Annotated in this window: 15 protein-coding genes; 9 read left to right on the top strand and 6 right to left on the bottom strand. The window is 69.7% G+C overall.

The window, feature by feature from the left end; genetic code table 11:
* Nucleotides 1-10: 10 nt before the first annotated feature.
* The 3 genes from ABZ477_RS06595 to ABZ477_RS06585 form a co-directional block, all read right to left on the bottom strand.
* A complete protein-coding gene (locus ABZ477_RS06595) occupies nt 11-178 on the bottom strand; it encodes a hypothetical protein (protein ID WP_360129693.1) in 168 nt (55 codons plus the stop codon).
* A gap of 82 nt (nt 179-260) precedes the next feature.
* On the bottom strand, nt 261-422 hold the full coding sequence (locus tag ABZ477_RS06590) for a hypothetical protein (protein ID WP_360129690.1): 162 nt from the start codon (nt 420-422) through the stop codon (nt 261-263).
* 98 nt (nt 423-520) lie between these two features.
* Complete coding sequence (locus ABZ477_RS06585) at nt 521-2,428, bottom strand: amylosucrase (RefSeq protein WP_360129687.1); 1,908 nt, start codon at nt 2,426-2,428, stop codon at nt 521-523.
* A gap of 85 nt (nt 2,429-2,513) precedes the next feature.
* On the opposite strand from ABZ477_RS06585, the gene ABZ477_RS06580 reads away from it, so the two are divergent.
* Nucleotides 2,514-2,876 carry a methylmalonyl-CoA epimerase gene (locus tag ABZ477_RS06580; protein WP_360129684.1) on the top strand — a complete coding sequence of 121 codons (363 nt, stop codon included), beginning with the start codon at nt 2,514-2,516 and terminating at the stop codon, nt 2,874-2,876.
* A gap of 38 nt (nt 2,877-2,914) precedes the next feature.
* Nucleotides 2,915-4,441: an L-serine ammonia-lyase, iron-sulfur-dependent, subunit alpha gene (locus ABZ477_RS06575; RefSeq protein WP_360129681.1), complete on the top strand. Its 1,527-nt coding sequence runs from the start codon at nt 2,915-2,917 to the stop codon at nt 4,439-4,441.
* Between the two features lie 276 nt (nt 4,442-4,717).
* Here ABZ477_RS06575 and ABZ477_RS06570 read toward each other — a convergent pair whose 3' ends face one another.
* The gene (locus ABZ477_RS06570) at nt 4,718-5,575 is read right to left on the bottom strand and encodes a hypothetical protein (RefSeq protein ID WP_360129678.1); all 858 of its coding nucleotides are present in this window, start codon (nt 5,573-5,575) and stop codon (nt 4,718-4,720) included.
* A gap of 351 nt (nt 5,576-5,926) precedes the next feature.
* Between ABZ477_RS06570 and ABZ477_RS06565 the strand changes: the two genes are divergently transcribed.
* The 4 genes from ABZ477_RS06565 (at nt 5,927) to ABZ477_RS06550 (ending at nt 8,660) form a co-directional block, all read left to right on the top strand.
* Nucleotides 5,927-6,382: an Hsp20/alpha crystallin family protein gene (locus tag ABZ477_RS06565; RefSeq protein ID WP_360129675.1), complete on the top strand. Its 456-nt coding sequence runs from the start codon at nt 5,927-5,929 to the stop codon at nt 6,380-6,382.
* Between the two features lie 73 nt (nt 6,383-6,455).
* The gene (locus tag ABZ477_RS06560; RefSeq protein WP_360129672.1) at nt 6,456-7,079 is read left to right on the top strand and encodes a TetR family transcriptional regulator; all 624 of its coding nucleotides are present in this window, start codon (nt 6,456-6,458) and stop codon (nt 7,077-7,079) included.
* Nucleotides 7,080-7,152: 73 nt separating this feature from the next.
* Nucleotides 7,153-7,929 (top strand): ABC transporter ATP-binding protein, encoded by a 777-nt coding sequence (locus tag ABZ477_RS06555; protein WP_360129669.1) that lies wholly within the window; start codon nt 7,153-7,155, stop codon nt 7,927-7,929.
* A complete protein-coding gene (locus ABZ477_RS06550) occupies nt 7,926-8,660 on the top strand; it encodes an ABC transporter permease (RefSeq protein ID WP_360129666.1) in 735 nt (244 codons plus the stop codon). Before ABZ477_RS06555 ends, ABZ477_RS06550 begins: the two co-directional genes overlap by 4 nt.
* 35 nt (nt 8,661-8,695) lie before the next feature.
* Here the strand turns inward: ABZ477_RS06550 and ABZ477_RS06545 are convergent, their stop codons facing one another.
* Nucleotides 8,696-9,136, bottom strand: coding sequence for a MarR family winged helix-turn-helix transcriptional regulator (locus ABZ477_RS06545; protein ID WP_360129663.1), 441 nt, complete (start codon nt 9,134-9,136; stop codon nt 8,696-8,698).
* A 67-nt stretch (nt 9,137-9,203) separates the two neighbouring features.
* Here ABZ477_RS06545 and ABZ477_RS06540 point away from each other — a divergent pair, with 67 nt between their 5' ends.
* The 3 genes from ABZ477_RS06540 (at nt 9,204) to ABZ477_RS06530 (ending at nt 15,799) form a co-directional block, all read left to right on the top strand.
* A complete protein-coding gene (locus tag ABZ477_RS06540) occupies nt 9,204-11,012 on the top strand; it encodes a DUF2207 domain-containing protein (protein WP_360129660.1) in 1,809 nt (602 codons plus the stop codon).
* 205 nt (nt 11,013-11,217) lie between these two features.
* Nucleotides 11,218-13,335, top strand: a complete 2,118-nt coding sequence (locus ABZ477_RS06535) for a glucose PTS transporter subunit IIA (RefSeq protein ID WP_360129657.1) — start codon at nt 11,218-11,220, stop codon at nt 13,333-13,335.
* Between the two features lie 247 nt (nt 13,336-13,582).
* On the top strand, nt 13,583-15,799 hold the full coding sequence (locus ABZ477_RS06530; protein WP_360129654.1) for an immune inhibitor A domain-containing protein: 2,217 nt from the start codon (nt 13,583-13,585) through the stop codon (nt 15,797-15,799).
* A 122-nt stretch (nt 15,800-15,921) separates the two neighbouring features.
* On the opposite strand, the gene pgi is transcribed toward ABZ477_RS06530, so the two are convergent.
* Nucleotides 15,922-17,601, bottom strand: a complete 1,680-nt coding sequence (pgi, locus tag ABZ477_RS06525; RefSeq protein WP_360129651.1) for a glucose-6-phosphate isomerase — start codon at nt 17,599-17,601, stop codon at nt 15,922-15,924.
* Nucleotides 17,602-17,726 lie beyond the last annotated feature (125 nt).

Genomic DNA, 17,726 nt, shown 5'->3' with positions numbered 1-17,726 from the left:
TCCTCCAGTCCTACTTCCTGTTCTCCAGGGCTCCCGCGGTGATCGGGACGGCGACGGCCGCCGCGATGAGCAGGACGCCTGCCATGAAGGCGAGCGCCTGGAACGCCGGCAGTGCGAACGACAGGCCGACCACGACCATGCCGCCGACCAGGAGCGCGCCGTAGATCACGAAGAGCATCAGGTCACCTCCGAGAGGCTCTTATCGTCCACGGGAATCGAGGAAGTCCGGGTTGGGACTCCCTTGTGGGTCTTCCGTCGGGTCAGGCGGCTCCGCGCCGGATGTAGCGCATGAGGCCGATGATGATCGCGACGACGAGGATGATGATCCCGATCCACAGGAGGAACTTCGCTGCCTCGACGAAGATGCCGAAGAGCAGGAGGACGATTCCGACGATGAGCAGGATCACGGCTAGTGCTGTCATGGCGACGACTCTGGCCGCGGCGACCCATGACGTCGACCCCCTTGAAGCGGGCCCGCGGATGTGCAATGCGGCAGGTGAGGAGCGGAATCCGTCGGTTCTCACCACAACGGCGTGACCCGCAGCCAGGCGAAGCCGTGCGCGGGCAGGCTCACACCGTCGTCGAGGTCGCGCCGCCGCCCGTCGACGATGTCCACCGCGTCCCGCGCGAAGCCGGAAAGCGTAAGCGGGTCGATGTGGACGGGCTCGTCCGCCACGTTCGCGAGCACGAGGATCCGCTCCGCGAGGGGGTCCCGCCCGGGACGCTGGAAGGCCACGAGGGACGGGATCGGCGTGTGGAAGGGGATCAGCTCGTTCCCGGCGAACTCGGCCGTGCCGCGGCGAGCGGCGATGAGCCGGGTGAGCCTCGTGAAGACGCGTCCCGCGGGGGTGGCGGCATCCGTCCTCTCGTCGTACGCCTCGACGGGTCGCTTCGGTCGATGCACCCACCGGCTGTCGCCCGCGGAGGCAGGGTCGTCGGCGTACGTGTAGTCGTTGAGCTGCGCGACCTCGTCGCCGAGGTAGAGGAGCGGGATGCCGCCCGTCGACATCGCCAGGGCATGGGCGAGCACGACGCGGTCCTCACCGCCGGCGTCGCCCGCCTCGATCCCGGCGAGCGACGCCGTGGTCCCCGTCACGCGCGCGTCGCCGGTCTTCGGGTTCTCCTGGAACGGGACGCCGCGGGCGAAGGTCCCCTCGACGCGTCCGACATAGAAGTCGTTGAGGAATCGCCGGTGCGCATGCCCGTCGATGCCGAGCCGCGCGGAGTCCTCGTCCGAGAAGGTCCAGCCGATGTCGTCGTGGCCTCGCACGTAGTCGACCCACGCCGTCCCCTCCGGCAGCGCGTGCCGCTCGTCGAGGGCGAGCTGCAGCATCCGTCCGTCCCGAGTCGCGAGCGCCTCCCACGTGAGCGCCATCTGCAGCGGGTTGTAGGACAGCCGGCATTCGTCGGGCGAGATGTACTGGATGACCTCGTCGGGGTGCACGATCGCCTCGGACTTGAAGAGGACCGAGGGCGCGCCCATCCGCAGGACCGCGTTGAAGCCCTGCAGCAGGAGGTGCGCCTCGGGCAGCGACTCGCACGCCGTGCCGAGGCGCTTCCAGATGAATGCGACGGCGTCCATCCGCAGGACCTCGACGCCCTGGTTCGCGAGGAAGAGCATCTCGCCGGCCATCGCGCGGAACACGGCGGGGTTGGCGTAGTTGAGGTCCCACTGGAAGTGGTGGAACGTGGCCCAGATCCAGCGGCCGTCCTCGAGCTGCACGAACGCGCCGGGATGGTCATCGGGGAAGATCTCGCGCACCGTCTGCTCGTACGCGTCGGGCATCCGCCGGTCGGGGAAGATCAGGTAGAAGTCCTCGAACTCCGGGTCGCCCGCGACAGCCCTCCGGGCCCACTCGTGCTCGTTCGAGGTGTGGTTGAAGATGAAGTCGACCACGAGCGAGATCCCTGCGAGGCGGAGGTCGGCGGAGAGCTCGGCGAGCTCGGCCATCGTGCCGAGAGACGGATCGACGCGGCGGTAGCTCGACACCGCGTAGCCGCCATCGCTGTTGCCCTCGGGGCTCTCGAAGAGCGGCATGAGGTGCAGATAGGTCAGCCCGAGCTCCTGGAAGTAGGGGATCTGCTCGCGGATGCCGGTGAGCCCGCCCGCGTAGCGGTCGACGTAGCAGACCCCGCCGAGCATGCGCTGCGACTCGAACCAAGCGGGGTCGGCTTCGCGGATGCTGTCCAGCGCCCGCAGCTCGAGGGAGCGCGCGTGCCAGGATGCCGCGGCGAGGGCGACGACGTCCGCGAGGGCCTCCCGCTCGTCCTCGCGCTGGGCGTAGAGCCGGCGGAACAGGCCGTGGAGGCGCGGGAACTCCTCATCGAACCGCCGCGCGAACGAGTCGTCGAGCGGGCCGGCGGCCGCCTCGGCGCGGGCTCGCGCGAATGCCTGATCGGCGGTGACGTCCTCATCGAGTGCGGTCATGGTGACCTCCGTGCCGTGATGCTAGCGTGAGCCGCGGCCGGGCCCACACCCCTCGTTCGGGCTCGGGGCCCCCTCGGGAGGGATCATGCAGCTCGTCCAGGTCGCACAGCACGCCGACGACCTCCAGCGCGCGGCCGCGTTCTACGGCCGGCTGCTGGGCGCCGAGCCGACGGGACTCTTCGACCCGCCGGGACTCCTCTTCTTCGACCTCGACGGCGTGCGGCTGCTTCTGGACCGCAACGCCCCGTCATCCCTCGTGTACCTCCGGGTCGACAACGTGCACGAGACGATCGAGCGCCTCCCGGGCGTCGAGGTCGTCGCGCGCCCGCACGTCATCTTCACGCACGAGGACGACACCCTCGGGCCCGCCGGGCACGACGAGTGGCAGGCGTTCGTCCGCGACTCCGAGGGCAACGCGGTCGGCCTCGTCGCCTTCCAGCCCCGCTGACCCCTCCGTACTGAACGAGCGTTCAGTAAACTGTTCGGGTGAGCGCCTATGTCTCGGCGTTCGAGCTGTTCTCCATAGGGGTAGGACCCTCGAGCTCCCACACGGTCGGACCCATGCGTGCGGCCCGCGACTTCGCCGCGCGCCTGCGCGCCGACGGATCCCTCGATGCCGCGGCCCGCATCGCATGCACCCTCTTCGGCTCGCTCGGCGCGACCGGCATCGGTCACGGCACGCCCGACGCCGTCGTCGCGGGACTGCAGGGCGAGGACCCCGCGACGGTGGATCCGGATGCTGTCCGCTCCGCGTGGACGGCCTGGCCCGAGGGTCGCGAGCTCCGTCTCGGCGGGACGCACAGCATCCCGTTCGCGAAGGCCGACATCGTCTTCGCGCCGCGGACGCGGCTGCCGGGGCACCCCAACGCCATGACGCTGGCGGCGCTCGACGCCGGCGGCGCGGTCCTCGCCGAGGACACGTACTACTCGATCGGCGGAGGCTTCATCCGCCGCGAGGGCGACCCTTCGACAGCCTCAGGACAGGGGCGCATCGCGGCGCACGCCTTTCCGCTCGCCTTCGACAGTGCCGACGAGCTGCTTGCGCTGTGCGACGAGCGCGGCATCACGATCGCCGAGGCCGCGCGGCTCAACGAGGAGGCGCTGCGCACGGAGGCGGAGGTCGCGGCGGGCCTCGACGCCATCTGGGACGCCATGCGCGCGTGCGTCGAGGCGGGGCTGCGCGCCGACGGCGAGCTGCCGGGGATGCTGCGCGTCAAGCGCCGCGCCGGCTCGATCCGCCGCCAGCTCGAGGATGCCGAGGCGACCGGTCATCGCGAGCTGCCGGGGGAGTGGCTCGGCGCCTTCGCGCTCGCCGTCAACGAGGAGAACGCCTCGGGCGGACGCGTCGTGACCGCCCCGACCAACGGCGCAGCCGGGATCCTGCCCGCCGTCGCGATGTACTGGTGGCGCTACCTCGCGGACTCGGGCCTCGGCTCGGGCAACGCCGTGACGCCCTACGGCGAGCTCGTCGGCAGCGCGCTGCTCGGCTTCGCGGCGCGGCAGCAGCTCGGACCGGTGATCGCGGACCCCGCCTCCGAGTGGGACGACCACGCCATCGCCGAGGCGAACCGTCGCCGCGGCATCCGCAGGTTCCTGCTCACGGCGACGGCGCTCGGCTCGCTCTTCAAGGCGAACGCCTCGATCTCGGGCGCCGAGGGCGGCTGTCAGGCGGAGGTCGGCTCGGCGTGCGCGATGGCCGCGGGCGGGCTCACAGCGGTCATGGGCGGCACCAACCGCCAGATCGAGAACGCCGCCGAGATCGCGATGGAGCACCACCTCGGCCTCACGTGCGACCCCGTCGGCGGGCTCGTGCAGATCCCGTGCATCGAGCGCAACGCGATCGCCGCCTCGACCGCCGTCACGGCCGCCCGCCTGGCCCTGCGCGGCGACGGCAGCCACTACGTCTCGCTCGACGCCGTCGTCGAGACGATGCGCCAGACGGGCATCGACATGTCGCACAAGTACAAGGAGACGAGCGAGGGCGGGCTGGCGGTCAACGTCATCGAATGCTGACCTGCTGATCCTTCTCGGGTTCGTTGGCGAGTCCTGTTTCGCGGGAGCGTCACGACGTGTCGCGAGACCTTCGTCGGCCATTGATCCGCTCCCTGCCCGCCTGGCCAGACGGCACGCGATGAAGGAGTGCTAGATCGGGGTCGCGATTGGCTGTCACCAGGGGGCTGAGACCGCCATATGCGACCCCCATTCGGGGAGGAACACGAAATCGAGGTCGCAGATGGCTGTCACTATCTGGTTGAGGCCGCCTTATGTGACCCCGATCAGGGCGGACGGTCAGCGTAAGCCTCTCCAGCCACGACGCGTGAGCGCCTCTCGGACGATCTGCACTGCCTCCGGACGTGGACCGCGAATGTGCCGGGACGTGAGCCGGACCACCTCCCACCCCTGTGCGGTGTAGGCAGCGTACTTGGCGATGTCGCGGTCCCACTGCGCCTTGCTCATGCGGTGGTGGTCGCCCTCGACCTCCGCGATCACCCGCTCGTCGACATATACGGCATCGCTGATCCCGAGCAGCCGCCCGGCGTCGTCTCGGATCTCGACGTCGAGGCGGGGTTCGGGCAAACCACCTCTGGTCGACACCAGCCGGAAGTCCGTCTCCAGCGGTGACATGCTCCCGACGCGCACATCCTCGAGCGCCGCCTCGAGAGCGCGACGACCCCGCCGCCTGGGTGCTTCCATGGCAGCGCGCAGCTGCTCGATCGTCGCCAGCTGCGCCTCCGGGCGCGGACGGCCATGCGCGTCTCTTGGAACGCGTACGATCGCATCCCCGAGGATCACCAACTGCCGAACGGTCAGCTCATCGGCGAGCATGGCCCACGTCGAGGCGGGGCTCGCCACGCGAAGCCCGTTGAGATCGCGCACGCTTGCGAGGGCGGGCGACACCTTGATTCCTCGGACGCCGCTTCCGCGAAGGGCGCGGGCAGGTGAGTGGACGGCCACGCAGAGCCGGTCGATCGCCTGCTCGAGAGGCAGTCCGTGCAATGCGACGGCCGTCGTGCCGGCATAGAAGGCGTGCGCGGGGATGACCGTCGAAAAGGCGCGCGCGGACCGAGCGACTCGTTGTTGCAGAGCGCGGTCCTGGCTCCCGGGTGCGTCATGGTCCGCGACCACATCCACGCGCCGGGTGCGCACGCCGTGGAAGGGTCGCTCGAGATCAGCCGCGCGCAGCCGCGCACGGCTCACCCCATGGTCGCGGGCGGCGGCGACCGTGAACGCGTCGCCGAGCGACGGCGGCAGGGGGTCTGGATCTCGAGGCATCCCTCATGCTCGGTAGGAAAGACACCCTTCGATCCGGCGATCGTCGGACTCGAGAAACCGAGAGAAGAACAGGGGTTGGGGAGGAGCCGTTCGTCTTGAGCGAACGGCAAATCGTTGGCACTCTCAGGGGTCGAGTGCTAATCTGAACGCAGTTGAGCCGAAACGACTCAACTTCCGCAAACCACACGACGACACCCATCAGAAGGAGAAGAGGAGAACATCAAAATGGCCACCTACGACCCGTTCCGCGACTTCGACCGCCTCGCGTCGAGCCTTCTCGAGACCCGCCGCGGGCCGCGCCGCATGCCGATGGACCTCTATCGCGACGGCGACCACTACGTCCTGACCGCCGACATGCCCGGGGTGGACCCCGGGTCTGTCGACATCGACGTCGACGGCCAGCTCCTGACGATCCGCGCCGAGCGCTCGCTCACGACGGGCGAGGGCGTCAAGTGGATCACGCGCGAGCGCGAGGCGGTGAGCTTCCTCCGGCAGCTGAACCTCGGTCAGGGCATCGACACCGACCGCATCACGGCGAACTACGCCAACGGCGTGCTCAGCGTCATGATCCCGGTGAGCGAGAAGGCCAAGCCGCGCAAGGTCGAGGTCTCGTCCGATGCGAGCGCGCCGACCATCACGGCGCACGAGAACCGCGACGAGCCGCAGCCCATCGAGCAGTGATCTGATCCGGGCCCGCGCCCGAACCGCCCCGAGTCCCAGGACTCGGGGCGGTTCCGCGTTCTAGGCTGACGCCATGCCCGAGCATGTCGTTCCGAAGCCGCGCCGGCGAGGACGTCCGCGCGGGGGAGAGACGGGCACGCGCGAGCGCATCCTGACCTCGGCCGTCGAGGAGTTCGGCGAGCAGGGCTACGACGGGGCGACGATCCGGGGGATCGCCGCTCGCGCAGGCGTGGACTCCGCGCTCGTGCACCACTACTTCGGCACGAAGGCCGACCTGTTCGCCGAGGCGATCGGCGCGCCCATGCGCCCGGACGTCGACGTCCCGGCCCTCCTCGCCGGCCCGCGGGACGAGCTCGGCGAGCACATCGTGCGGTACGTGCTGGAGATGTGGGAGCGGCCCGAGGTCCGCAAGCGCGGCGTCGCGCTGTTCCGGCATGCGCTCGGCAACCGCCTCACGACCCCGCTCGTGGCGGGGTTCCTCTCGCGCGAGCTGATCGGGAAGGTCGCGGCGGAGCTCGGGACCCCGGATGCAGAGCTGCGCGCGTCGCTCGTCGCGTCGCAGGTCGCGGGCCTCCTCATCGCGCGGCACGTGCTGAAGCTGCCCGCGCTGGCCTCGGCATCCGTCGACGAGCTCGTGGCATGGGCGGCGCCCAACGTGCAGCGCTACCTCACGGCGGACAGTCCGGGCGCCTCTTGACGGCGAACAGCACGCGGTCACACAATTCATCGTGTGATGAATAAATCACCCGCACCCCGGGGAGGCGAGGGCCATGGCTGACGCAGCGAGCAACGCCGTCGAGATCCGCGGACTGCACGTGCGCCGCGGCAAGACCGAAGTGTTCACCGACCTGCATCTCGACATCCCGCGCGGGCAGATCACGGGGCTCATGGGGCCGTCCGGCTGCGGCAAGACGACGCTCATGCGCTCGATCGTCGGCGTGCAGAAGGTCGCGGGCGGAACAGTCGCCGTGCTGGGCGACCCGGCGGGAACCGGCATCCAGCGTCGGCGGGTCGCGTACGACACGCAGGCGGCGTCGGTCTACGGGGACCTGACCATCCGGCAGAACCTCCGCTACTTCGCGCGGGTCATCGGGGCGCCCGCGTCGGATGTCGACCGCGTCATCGAGCAGGTGGGGCTCGCCGATCAGGCCAAGCAGCGGATCGACAGCCTCAGCGGCGGGCAGGAGAGCCGCGTCTCGCTGGCCGTCGCGATGCTGGGGACTCCCGAGCTGCTCGTCCTCGACGAGCCGACGGTCGGACTGGACCCGCTGCTGCGCGCCGAGCTGTGGGACATCTTCCGAGGGCTGTCCGACGCGGGCGCCACGATCATCGTCAGCAGCCACGTCATGGACGAGGCGCTGCGCTGCGATCGCATCGTCCTCATGCGCGCCGGCCGCATCATCGCCGACACGACCCCGGCGGGCCTCCTCGCCGATACGGGGGAGACGGATCCGGACGAAGCGTTCCTGAGCCTCGTGAAGCGGGATGCTGCAACCGACCGTCATCCGCGCACGCGGCGCCAGGCGCGAGAGGAGGCGTCCGAATGAACGGCCTGCGCACCTTCGCGACGGCCGGACGCGTGCTCCGCCAGCTGAGCCACGACGAGCGCTCGATCGCCCTCATGCTCATCGCCCCGAGCCTCCTCGTCGGCCTCTTCGCGTGGCTCTTCAGCGACCAGGAGGGCGTCTTCGACATCTACGGGCCGCCCATCCTCGCGCTGTTCCCGTTCATCATCATGTTCCTCATCACGTCCATCACGACGCTGCGGGAGCGTCGGTCGGGCACGCTCGAGCGGCTCATGACGACGCCCCTCGGCAAGGCCGACTTCATCATCGGCTATGCCCTCGCGTTCGGGCTCATGGCCTCGATCCAGGCAGTCGTGACCGTTTCGTTCGCCGTGCTCGTCTGCGGCCTCGACACGGACGGGCCGGTGTGGCAGCTCGGGCTCGTCGCGGTGACCGACGCCGTGCTCGGCATGGCGCTGGGGCTCCTCGCGAGCGCCTTCGCGCGGACGGAGTTCCAGGCAGTCCAGTTCATGCCGCTCATCGTGTTCCCGCAGATCCTGCTCGGCGGCCTGTTCATGCCGCGCGAGGACATGCCGGAGGCGCTCTACGCCATCAGCAAGGTGCTGCCGCTGAGCTACGCGATCGACGCCATCAACGCCGTGACGGCGGGCGACGAGGGCTGGGACGTGTACGGGCCGCTGCTCGTCGTCGCGGGATTCCTGGTCGGCGCACTCATCCTCGCCTCGCTCACGCTGCGGCGGCGGACGCCGTAGCCCCCGGGCGTCGAGCGATATCGGAGCAGGGCCGGTCAGCAGGCGGGGTCGGGGTTGCGCAGCTTCGCCGTCAGCTCGCGAAGCTGGGCGAGCTCGCCGTCGCTGAGGATCGACATCCGCTCGGCGATGGCCCGGCCGTGCGACGACGCGAGGCGGCGGAACACCGCGGCCCCCTCGTCGGTCGCCCGCACGAGCGCGCCCCGGCCGTCGTCGGGGTCGGCGCACTTGGAGAGCAGCCCTCGCGAGACCATCCGGTCGACGAGGCGCGAGACGCTCGGCTGGCTGATCAGCATGTTCGCCGTCACGTCCCGCAGGCGCGCGGTCTGATCCTCGCCGCGAGTCACCGTCAGCAGCACGTCGTACTCTGCCTGCGAGAGCGCCGTGCCCTCGAAGTCGCCGCTGATGTCGCCGAAGACCTCGTGCTGCGCGCGGAAGAGGCTCTCCCACGCGTCGATCGCGAGTCGCCGGTCGGTCATGTCGACCAGACTATTCCGTCGCGGTCGCCCTCGGGCGAGCGTCGCGTCCCGCCAATAGGCTGTGCCCATGGGGAGCCTCCTCCGGCGTGTCGCCGCGGCCGCGCTCGCGGCATCCGTCCTCCTTCTCTCTGCCTGTTCGGCAGCGACCGCGGCCTCCGCCGACGTGGGCGCCGCCTCGGTCTCGGCCGGCGTCGACGACTTCTCGTTCGCGAGCCTCGACGCCGACTACACGCTCACGCGCGCCGAGGACGGCACGAGCCGGCTCGAGGTCGTCGAGCGGTTCACCGCGGTCTTCCCCGAGTTCGACCAGAACCGCGGGATGCGCCGGCTCGTGCCGGACACGTATCTCGGGGTGCCCCTGAATCCTCAGTTCGTGTCGATCACGGACGGCGAGGGCGGTGCACGTCCCTCGGAGGTCGAGCATGAGGACGGCGTCTTCGCGATGACGTCCCGCGCCGACGACTTCGTGCACGGCGAGCAGACGTACGTCTTCACCTACACGCTCGAGAACGTCGTGCTGCCCGACGGCGAGGCGGGCGCCGACGAGTTCTACTGGAACGTCAACGGCCTGGAGTGGCCGCAGCCCTTCGGTCGCGTCACGGCGACGCTGCATCTCGATGAGACGCTGGCCGCCGCGTTGACGGGGGCGACCGCCTGTTACCGCGGATACCAGGGCTCGACCGAGACGTGCCCGATCGAGACGCGGGCGGATGCTTCGACCGAGGTCTTCGCCGAGACCGGCGACCTCCAGCCGTACCAGACGATGACGATGGCGGTGGGCTTCGCGGCGGGCACCTTCACGCCCTTCGACCCGTCCTACTTCGCGTCGCCGTGGGGGTGGCTGCAGGCGGTCTCGGGCATCGGGGTGCTGGGCGGCGTCGTGTGGGCCTTCGTGGTCCGCTCGCGCCGGCTCCGCGACGAGCCCGGGCGGCCGACGATCATCGCCGAGTACACGCCTCCGCGCCACATCGACGCCCTCGAGAGCGCCGTGCTGCTCGGCCGCACCTCGAAGGCGATCCCGGCGGAGGTGCTCGAGCAGGCCGTCGCCGGCAGCATCCGGATCGTCGAGGGCGAGCGCGGATTCTTCGGCAAGGTGCGCCTGCGCGCCCAGCTCGTCGACCCGACGCGTGCCGACGGCGACGGGCTCATGCTCCTGGATGGACTGTTCCCCGGACTCGTCGTGGGGGAGGAGTACGAGTTCGGCCAGACCGATCGGCGGCTGTCGACCGCGGCGCAGAGCATCCTCAAGGCTGCGAGCACGGAGCTCCGACGCCGGGGCCTCCGCCGCACCGTGCCCGGGTTGGTGCGGGCGCTGCCGATCATCGTGACGGGGTTGGCGGCGGGCCTCGTCCTGCTGTTCGGATTCGCGGCGCTGGACGCGTCCGTCCAGGAATGGGCGCCCCTGCTCGTCATCGTCGGGGCCGTGCTCGCGGAACTGCTCGTCATCGCACTCGTGTCGCACAAGCCCCTCACGGCGCTCGGCGCGGAGACCCGCGACCACCTCGCGGGCCTCAAGGTGTTCATCGAGTGGGCCGAGGCGGACCGCATCCGGATGCTGCAGTCGCCGCAGGGCGCGGAGCGCGTCCGGATCGACACGACCGACCGGGGCGAGATGCTGAAGCTCTACGAGACGCTCCTGCCGTACGCGGTCGTGTTCGGGCAGGAGAAGCAGTGGGCGAAGGAGCTCGCTGTGCTCTACGGCGAGGGTGCCACCCCGGTCTGGTATGCCGGCTCGAGCGGCTTCAACGCCGCCGCCTTTTCGGCCGGGATCGGGACTCTTTCCACGAGCACGTCCGCGTCCTCATCGTCCGGCGGCTCGGGCGGCGGGGGCTCCGCGGGCGGAGGCGGCGGAGGCGGCGGAGGCGGCGGCGTCTGACGGAGACGCGCCGGACGGCGGCGGCGGCGCATGGCCCGGCCCTGACCGGCGGCGTCGGCGTCGAACGGCGACACGTGAAGACGACGCGCGCGGCTCCCCCCTCGCGGACTGCTACGCGCGCTACTAGCATCCGGATTGACGGGTATGGGGTTGTTGGGGTCCCGTCAGCCAGGCAGCGCGGATCGGACGTTCGAAGGAGAGTCCCATGGCCACCAACTCAGCAGCAGACATCGTCGAGGCGGTGGGAGGGGCCGGCAACATCCAGAGCCTCAGCCACTGCGCGACGCGACTCAGATTCCAGCTCCGCGACGGCGGCAAGGTCGACACGAAGGCCGTCGAGGCCGTCCCGGGTGTCATGGGAGCCGTGCCGCAGGCCGGCGACCGATACCAGGTCGTGATCGGCGGCGGCGTCCAGAACGTCTACAACGACATCATGGCGCTGCCCGGCATCGGCGAGGGCGGCGGCCAGGTGCCCGAAGACGACATGGACTCCATCAAGGCGCGCGAGCGCGCCAAGGGCGTGCGCGGCAAGGTCGCGTGGATCGACACCTTCTTCGAGTTCCTCTCGGACTCGTTCCGCCCGATCCTCGGCGCACTGCTCGGCGCGTCGTTCTTCATCACGTTCATGGCGCTCATGGCGACCCTCGACGTCATCCCGGACTGGAACGCGCCCGGCGTGACGCTCGAGCCCTCCTGGGCGTTCATCAACCTGATGTGGCAGAGCGTCTTCGTCTTCCTGCCGCTCATGGTCGCCTACAACGCGTCGGCGAAGATCGGCGCCGACCCGTGGGTGGGCTTCGCCATCATGGCGGTGCTCATGCTGCCGGGCTTCACCGCCCTGGGAGCCGGCGTCGAGCCCACGGCGCTGTTCGGGTTCGAAGCCGCACAGGTCGCGATCGTCCCGGTCTTCGGCATCCCGCTGCCGATCGCCAACTACAGCTCGCAGGTGTTCCCGCCGCTGCTGATGGCGGCCGTGCTCGGCCCGCTGTACAAGCTGCTCCGCAAGATCATCACTCCGAACCTGCAGCTCATCTTCGTGCCGTTCTTCGCGATGCTGATCATGATGCCGTTGACGGCATTCATCATCGGCCCCATCGGCGTCTACGCGGGCGCCGCGCTCGCTCAGGGACTCGCCGCGATCAACCAGTTCTCGCCGTTCATCTTCGCGATCGTGATCCCGCTGGCGTACCCGTTCATGGTGCCGCTCGGCCTGCACTGGCCGATCAACGCCGTCATGCTCCTGAACATCCAGACGCTCGGGTACGACTTCATCCAGGGCCCCATGGGTGCGTGGAACTTCGCGTGCTTCGGCGCGACGGCGGGCGTGCTCGTCCTGACGCTCCGGCACCGGGACACGCAGATGAGGCAGACGGCGACGGGTGCTCTCGCGGCAGGTCTGCTCGGCGGGATCTCGGAGCCGTCGCTCTACGGAATCCATCTGCGGTTCAAGCGGATCTATCCACGCATGCTCGTGGGCTGCTTCGTCGGCGGTCTCGTGATCGGCGTCGGCAGCCTCATCATGGGCCTGCCCAACGGCGTCACGACGCAGGCCTTCGTGTTCACGTCGCTCCTGACGATCCCCGCGTTCAACCCGATCGGGCTGTACGCGATCGCCATCGCGGCGGCGTTCTTCACGGCGATGTTCCTCGTGATCCTCTCGAACTTCCGCACGCCCGAGCAGCAGGCGGAGTTCGAGGCGGCCCGCGACGCGGCCGAGGCGAAGGCCGCGGCCGAGCACGTGAAGCCGGCCGCCGTCGAGGAGTCGATGGGCCGAGCCATCGACGGCTCCGCTGCGGCGCCCGCTGCGGCGGCAGCCGCGACGGCGGCCGCGCCTGCGGCCACTGCGGTGCTCGACCGGGTCGCGGTGAACGTCCACTCGCCTCTCGCGGGCAAGGTCGTGCCGCTCTCCGAAGTGCCCGACCCCGTCTTCGCGGGCGGAGTCATGGGACCGGGCGCCGCGATCGAGCCCACGGGCGACACGGTGTACTCGCCCGGACCGGGGACGATCGCCGCGGCGCAGCCCACGGGTCACGCCTTCGGCCTCGTCCTCGACGGCGGACTCGAGGTGCTGATCCACGTCGGCATCGACACGGTCAACCTGAAGGGCGAGGGCTTCGACGTCAAGGTCAAGAACGGCGACCGCGTCGAGTTGGGCACGCCGCTCGTGACGTTCGACCGGGCCGTCATCGAGAACGCGGGCTACCCGCTCGTGACCCCCGTCATCGTGCTCAACGCCGATGACTTCGGCGAGGTCGAGCCGGTCACCGAGGGCGACATCAAGCCCGGCGACTCGCTCATCTGGGTCGAGCCCAAGACCGAGTAGCCGACCGGACAGGAAAGCGGCGGGATGCTGGAGCCTCCAGCATCCCGCCGCTCTTTCTGCGTCTGCCCGCGATTCTCTCTGTTCCAAATCGTTAACTCAAGATCTTCCCAAAGGGGCATTCCGCGCTTAGGGTCGCCCTGGTGTGTCCGGTGATCCCGGGCACGAATCGAAGAAGGAGAAACGCGTGAAACGACGCATCCACGGTCTTGGGGCCGTAGTTGCTGCAGGCGCGACGGTAGTGGCAGGCGTGGCATTCGTGCCCGCGGCTGTCGCGGCACCGCCGGTCGATGAAGCCCAGAAGTCCGCCGCCCACCGGCCGGACAACCGACCTGGTCCGCTCACGGAGCGCCAGAACGAGCGCCGCAAGGCCGCGCAGGAGCTGATCCTGTCCGGTCAGGCGAGCCCGAGTGAGGAAGGCGTGGTGCAGCTCGCCGAGGACAAGTACTTCGAGGCGACGCTGAGCGGCACGGCTCAGGTCTTCACGATCCTGTCCGAGTTCGGCGATCAGGGCGACAAGAAACTGGGGACGACGCCCGGCCCGCTGCACAACGAGATCCCCGAGCCTGACCGCTCGGTGAACAACAGCACGCACTGGCTGCCCGACTTCGACACGGCGTCCTACGAAGAGCTGTTCTTCGGCGACGGCGAGTCGTTCAAGGACTTCTATCAGAAGCAGTCGTCCGGGGCGTACACCGTCGCGGGTGGCGTGAGCGACTGGGTGAAGGTGCCCGGCAACGCGTCGGTCTACGGCGACAACGCGGTCGAGGACTTCGGTGGGGCATGGAAGTTCATCGCCGACACGGGCAACGCCTGGTACGACGCGCAGAAGGCCGCGGGGAAGTCGGATGCCGACATCAAGGCCGACCTCGCCCAGTTCGACGTCTGGGACCGCTACGACGCGGACGGAGACGGCAACTTCGACGAGCCCGACGGCTACATCGACCACTTCCAGGCCGTGCACGCCGGTGAGGGCGAAGACGCCGGCGGCGGCGCGCAGGGCGAGGACGCCATCTGGTCGCACCGCTGGTACGTCAACTCGACGGACTACGGCGTGACCGGTCCGGACGGCGCCAAGTTCGGCGGCACGCAGATCGGGAACACCGGCATCTGGATCGGCGACTACACGGTCGAGGCCGAGAACGGCGGCCTGGGCGTGTTCGCGCACGAGTTCGCCCACGACCTCGGTCTGCCCGACTTCTACGATACGAACGGCGGCGAGAACTCCACGGCGTTCTGGACGCTCATGTCGAGCGGCTCGTGGCTCAACCACGGGACGACCGACATCGGCACGACGCCCGGCTACATGGGCCCGTGGGAGAAGCTCCAGCTCGGGTGGCTCGACTACTCGGTCGTCTCCGAGGGCGAGAGCGGCTCGTTCACGCTGAGCCCTGCGGCTCGCCAGGTCGACGGCCAGGACCAGGCGGTCGTCGTCGACGTTCCGGACCAGGCCGTGTCGGAGACGTACACGACCCCGCCGTCGGGCACGCACGCGTGGTGGACCTCGAGCGCGGACGACCTCAACACGACGCTCACCCGTTCGCTCGACCTCACGGGCATCGCGAAGGCGTCGGTCACGGCGAAGGCCTGGTACGACATCGAGGAGGGCTTCGACTACCTCTACGCCGAGTACAAGCCCGCCGGTGCGGCCAACTGGACGACGCTGTCGACGATCTCCGGATCGTCGAAGGGCAAGTGGACGAACCTGAGCTTCACGGTTCCCGGCGGCGGCCCGGTCGAGTTCCGGTTCCGCTACCAGTCGGACGGCGGCGTGCACCTCGGCGGTGCGTTCCTCGACGACATCACGGCGAAGGCGAACGGCAAGACGCTGCTCTCCGACAACGTCGAGTCCGGTGCCAACGGCTGGACGGCCGTGGGAGGCTTCAAGATCAGCACGGGAACCGAGGAGTCTGTCGGCGACCGGTACTACCTGCTCGAGAACCGCACGTACGTCGACTACGACGACACGCTGCGCACGGGCCCGTACCAGTTCGACAAGCCCTACACGGCGCCCGACCACGTCGAGCACTTCTCGTTCCAGGACGGGCTGCTCGTGTGGGCGGTCGACGAGACCTACACCGACAACAACACGATCGACCACCCCGGCCACGGCCTGGCCCTCCCGGTCGACTCGCACCCGGAGAAGTTCACGTACTCCGACGGGACGGGGCCGAGCAACCGGCGCCAGCCGTTCGACGCGACCTTCGGCCTGCAGCAGACCGACACGGTCGTGCTCCACAAGGAGGTCATCGTCGGCAAGGGCAGCAAGCAGACGATCCAGACGCTCGGGGCCGCGGCTCCGACGGGTCAGCAGATCGCCACGTTCGACGACACCGACGTCGACGCGTACTTCAGCTCCACGAACCCGCTCGGCGGCGTCAAGGTGGCTGGACACGGCGTCACGGCGACGGTGACGGATCAGAACACCGAGGGCACGCTCACCGTCACGGTGAACAACCCGCAGTAACCCTGCAGCGCGAACGGGCCCGTCTCCTCTCGGAGACGGGCCCGTTCCGCATTCCGGTCGACGAGCGGATCCCCGTCGTGCCGGGCCGCGCGGGCGGCTCCGGCATACCCGCGACGCGATCGCTAGGAGCGGTGCTGCGTGTAGTACTCGAGGAGCGCCTTGGTCGAGGCATCCTGAGCCTGCAGCGCGGCGTCGTCGCCTTCGAGCGCGGGGGCGATCTGCAGGGCCAGCTGCTTGCCGAGCTCGACGCCCCACTGGTCGAACGAGTTGATGCCCCAGATGACGCCCTGCGTGAACGTGATGTGCTCGTACAGTGCGATGAGCTCGCCGAGCACGCGAGCGGTCAGAGCCGGCGCGAAGATCGACGTCGTCGGGCGGTTGCCGGCGAACGTGCGCGCTGCGACGAGCGGGCCGGTCGTGCCCTCGGCCTCGACCTCCTCGGCCGTCTTGCCGAACGCGAGCGCCTTCGTCTGCGCGAGGAAGTTCGCGAGGAAGAGGCCGTGCACGTCGCGGCCGTCGGACTGGAGCGGGAACGCGGGGTTCACGAAAGCGATGAAGTCGGCCGGGATGAGGCGCGTCCCCTGGTGGATGAGCTGGTAGAACGCGTGCTGGCCGTTCGTGCCGGGCTCGCCCCAGAACACCTCGCCCGTGTCGCTCGTGACGGGGGAGCCGTCCCAGCGCACCGACTTGCCGTTGGACTCCATCGTGAGCTGCTGCAGGTACGCCGCGAAGCGGTGCAGCTGCTGCGCATAGGGGAGGACGGCGTGCGTCTGGGCCCCGAGGAAGTTCGTGTACCAGACGTTGAGCAGCCCCATGAGGACCGGGACGTTCTCGGCGAGCGGGGTCGAGGCGACGTGCTCGTCGACGGCGTGGAAGCCGGCGAGGAGTTCGCGGAAGACGTCCGGACCGAGCGAGATGACCAGCGACAGCCCGATCGCGGAGTCGACGGAGTAGCGGCCGCCGACCCAGTCCCAGAAGCCGAAGGCGTTCGAGGGGTCGATGCCGAAGGCCGCGACCTTGTCGAGGGCGGTCGACACTGCGACGAAGTGGTGGGCGACAGCATCCGTCTTCGAATCGTCGGTGCCGTCGATCGCGCCCGCCGTCGAAAGCCCCGCCCACAGCCAGTCCCGCGCGAGACGGGCGTTGGTCAGCGTCTCGAGCGTCGTGAAGGTCTTCGACGCGACGATGAAGAGCGTCGTCTCGGGGTCGAGGCCCGCAGTCTTGAGCGCCAGGTCGGCGGGGTCGATGTTGGAGACGAAACGCGCATCGATGCCCGCGTCCGCGTAGGGCTTGAGCGCCTCGAAGATCATGTACGGACCGAGGTCGGAGCCGCCGATGCCGATGTTGACGACGGTCTCGACCTTCTTGCCGGTCGCGCCGAGCCACTGCCCGGAGCGGACGCGCTCGGCGAACGCGGCCATCGCGTCGATGACGGACTGCACATCGGCGTCGACATCCTGTCCGTCGACGGTCAGGGCGGGCGAGGCGCCCGGGGGCCGGCGCAGCGCCGTGTGCAGGACCGCGCGGTCCTCCGTCGTGTTGATGTGCTCGCCGGAGAGCATCGCGATATAGCGATCGGCGACGCCCGTCTGCTCCGCGAGGCGCACCAGGCCGGCGAGGACCTCGTCGGTGACGAGGTTCTTCGACAGGTCGACGTGCAGGTCGGCGAGCGTCAGGCTCAGCTTCGAGACCCGCTCGGGGTCGGCGGCGAACCAGCCGCGCAGATCGGGGGTGAAGCTCGCTCGCAGCGCGTCGAGTTCGGCCCAGGCGGACGTGGCTGTTGCATCGATGGGGGCACTCACGACCCCCACGCTAGCGCGGTGGCCTCAGGCGCGTCGCGGGTGTGACGTGCTCACCGCCGCGGCCCGACGGTTGTGAGGGGTCCGTCACTCCTCACCTGTCCCGGCGTGAGGCGCGGGGACTCGTC

The organism is Microbacterium sp. NPDC019599 (assembly GCF_040632175.1).
Classification (GTDB): Bacteria; Actinomycetota; Actinomycetes; order Actinomycetales; family Microbacteriaceae; genus Microbacterium.
This window is presented reverse-complemented; position numbering and strand designations above follow the sequence as displayed.

Excerpts from the sequence above, each read along its gene's own strand:
- ABZ477_RS06595 (WP_360129693.1), bottom strand. The coding sequence starts at position 178 with ATGCTCTTCGTGATCTACGGCGCGCTCCTGGTCGGCGGCATGGTCGTG.
- ABZ477_RS06590 (WP_360129690.1), bottom strand. The coding sequence starts at position 422 with ATGACAGCACTAGCCGTGATCCTGCTCATCGTCGGAATCGTCCTCCTG.
- ABZ477_RS06585 (WP_360129687.1), bottom strand. The coding sequence starts at position 2,428 with ATGACCGCACTCGATGAGGACGTCACCGCCGATCAGGCATTCGCGCGA.
- ABZ477_RS06580 (WP_360129684.1), top strand. The coding sequence starts at position 2,514 with ATGCAGCTCGTCCAGGTCGCACAGCACGCCGACGACCTCCAGCGCGCG.
- ABZ477_RS06565 (WP_360129675.1), top strand. The coding sequence starts at position 5,927 with ATGGCCACCTACGACCCGTTCCGCGACTTCGACCGCCTCGCGTCGAGC.
- ABZ477_RS06560 (WP_360129672.1), top strand. The coding sequence starts at position 6,456 with ATGCCCGAGCATGTCGTTCCGAAGCCGCGCCGGCGAGGACGTCCGCGC.
- ABZ477_RS06555 (WP_360129669.1), top strand. The coding sequence starts at position 7,153 with ATGGCTGACGCAGCGAGCAACGCCGTCGAGATCCGCGGACTGCACGTG.
- ABZ477_RS06550 (WP_360129666.1), top strand. The coding sequence starts at position 7,926 with ATGAACGGCCTGCGCACCTTCGCGACGGCCGGACGCGTGCTCCGCCAG.
- ABZ477_RS06545 (WP_360129663.1), bottom strand. The coding sequence starts at position 9,136 with ATGACCGACCGGCGACTCGCGATCGACGCGTGGGAGAGCCTCTTCCGC.
- ABZ477_RS06540 (WP_360129660.1), top strand. The coding sequence starts at position 9,204 with ATGGGGAGCCTCCTCCGGCGTGTCGCCGCGGCCGCGCTCGCGGCATCC.
- ABZ477_RS06535 (WP_360129657.1), top strand. The coding sequence starts at position 11,218 with ATGGCCACCAACTCAGCAGCAGACATCGTCGAGGCGGTGGGAGGGGCC.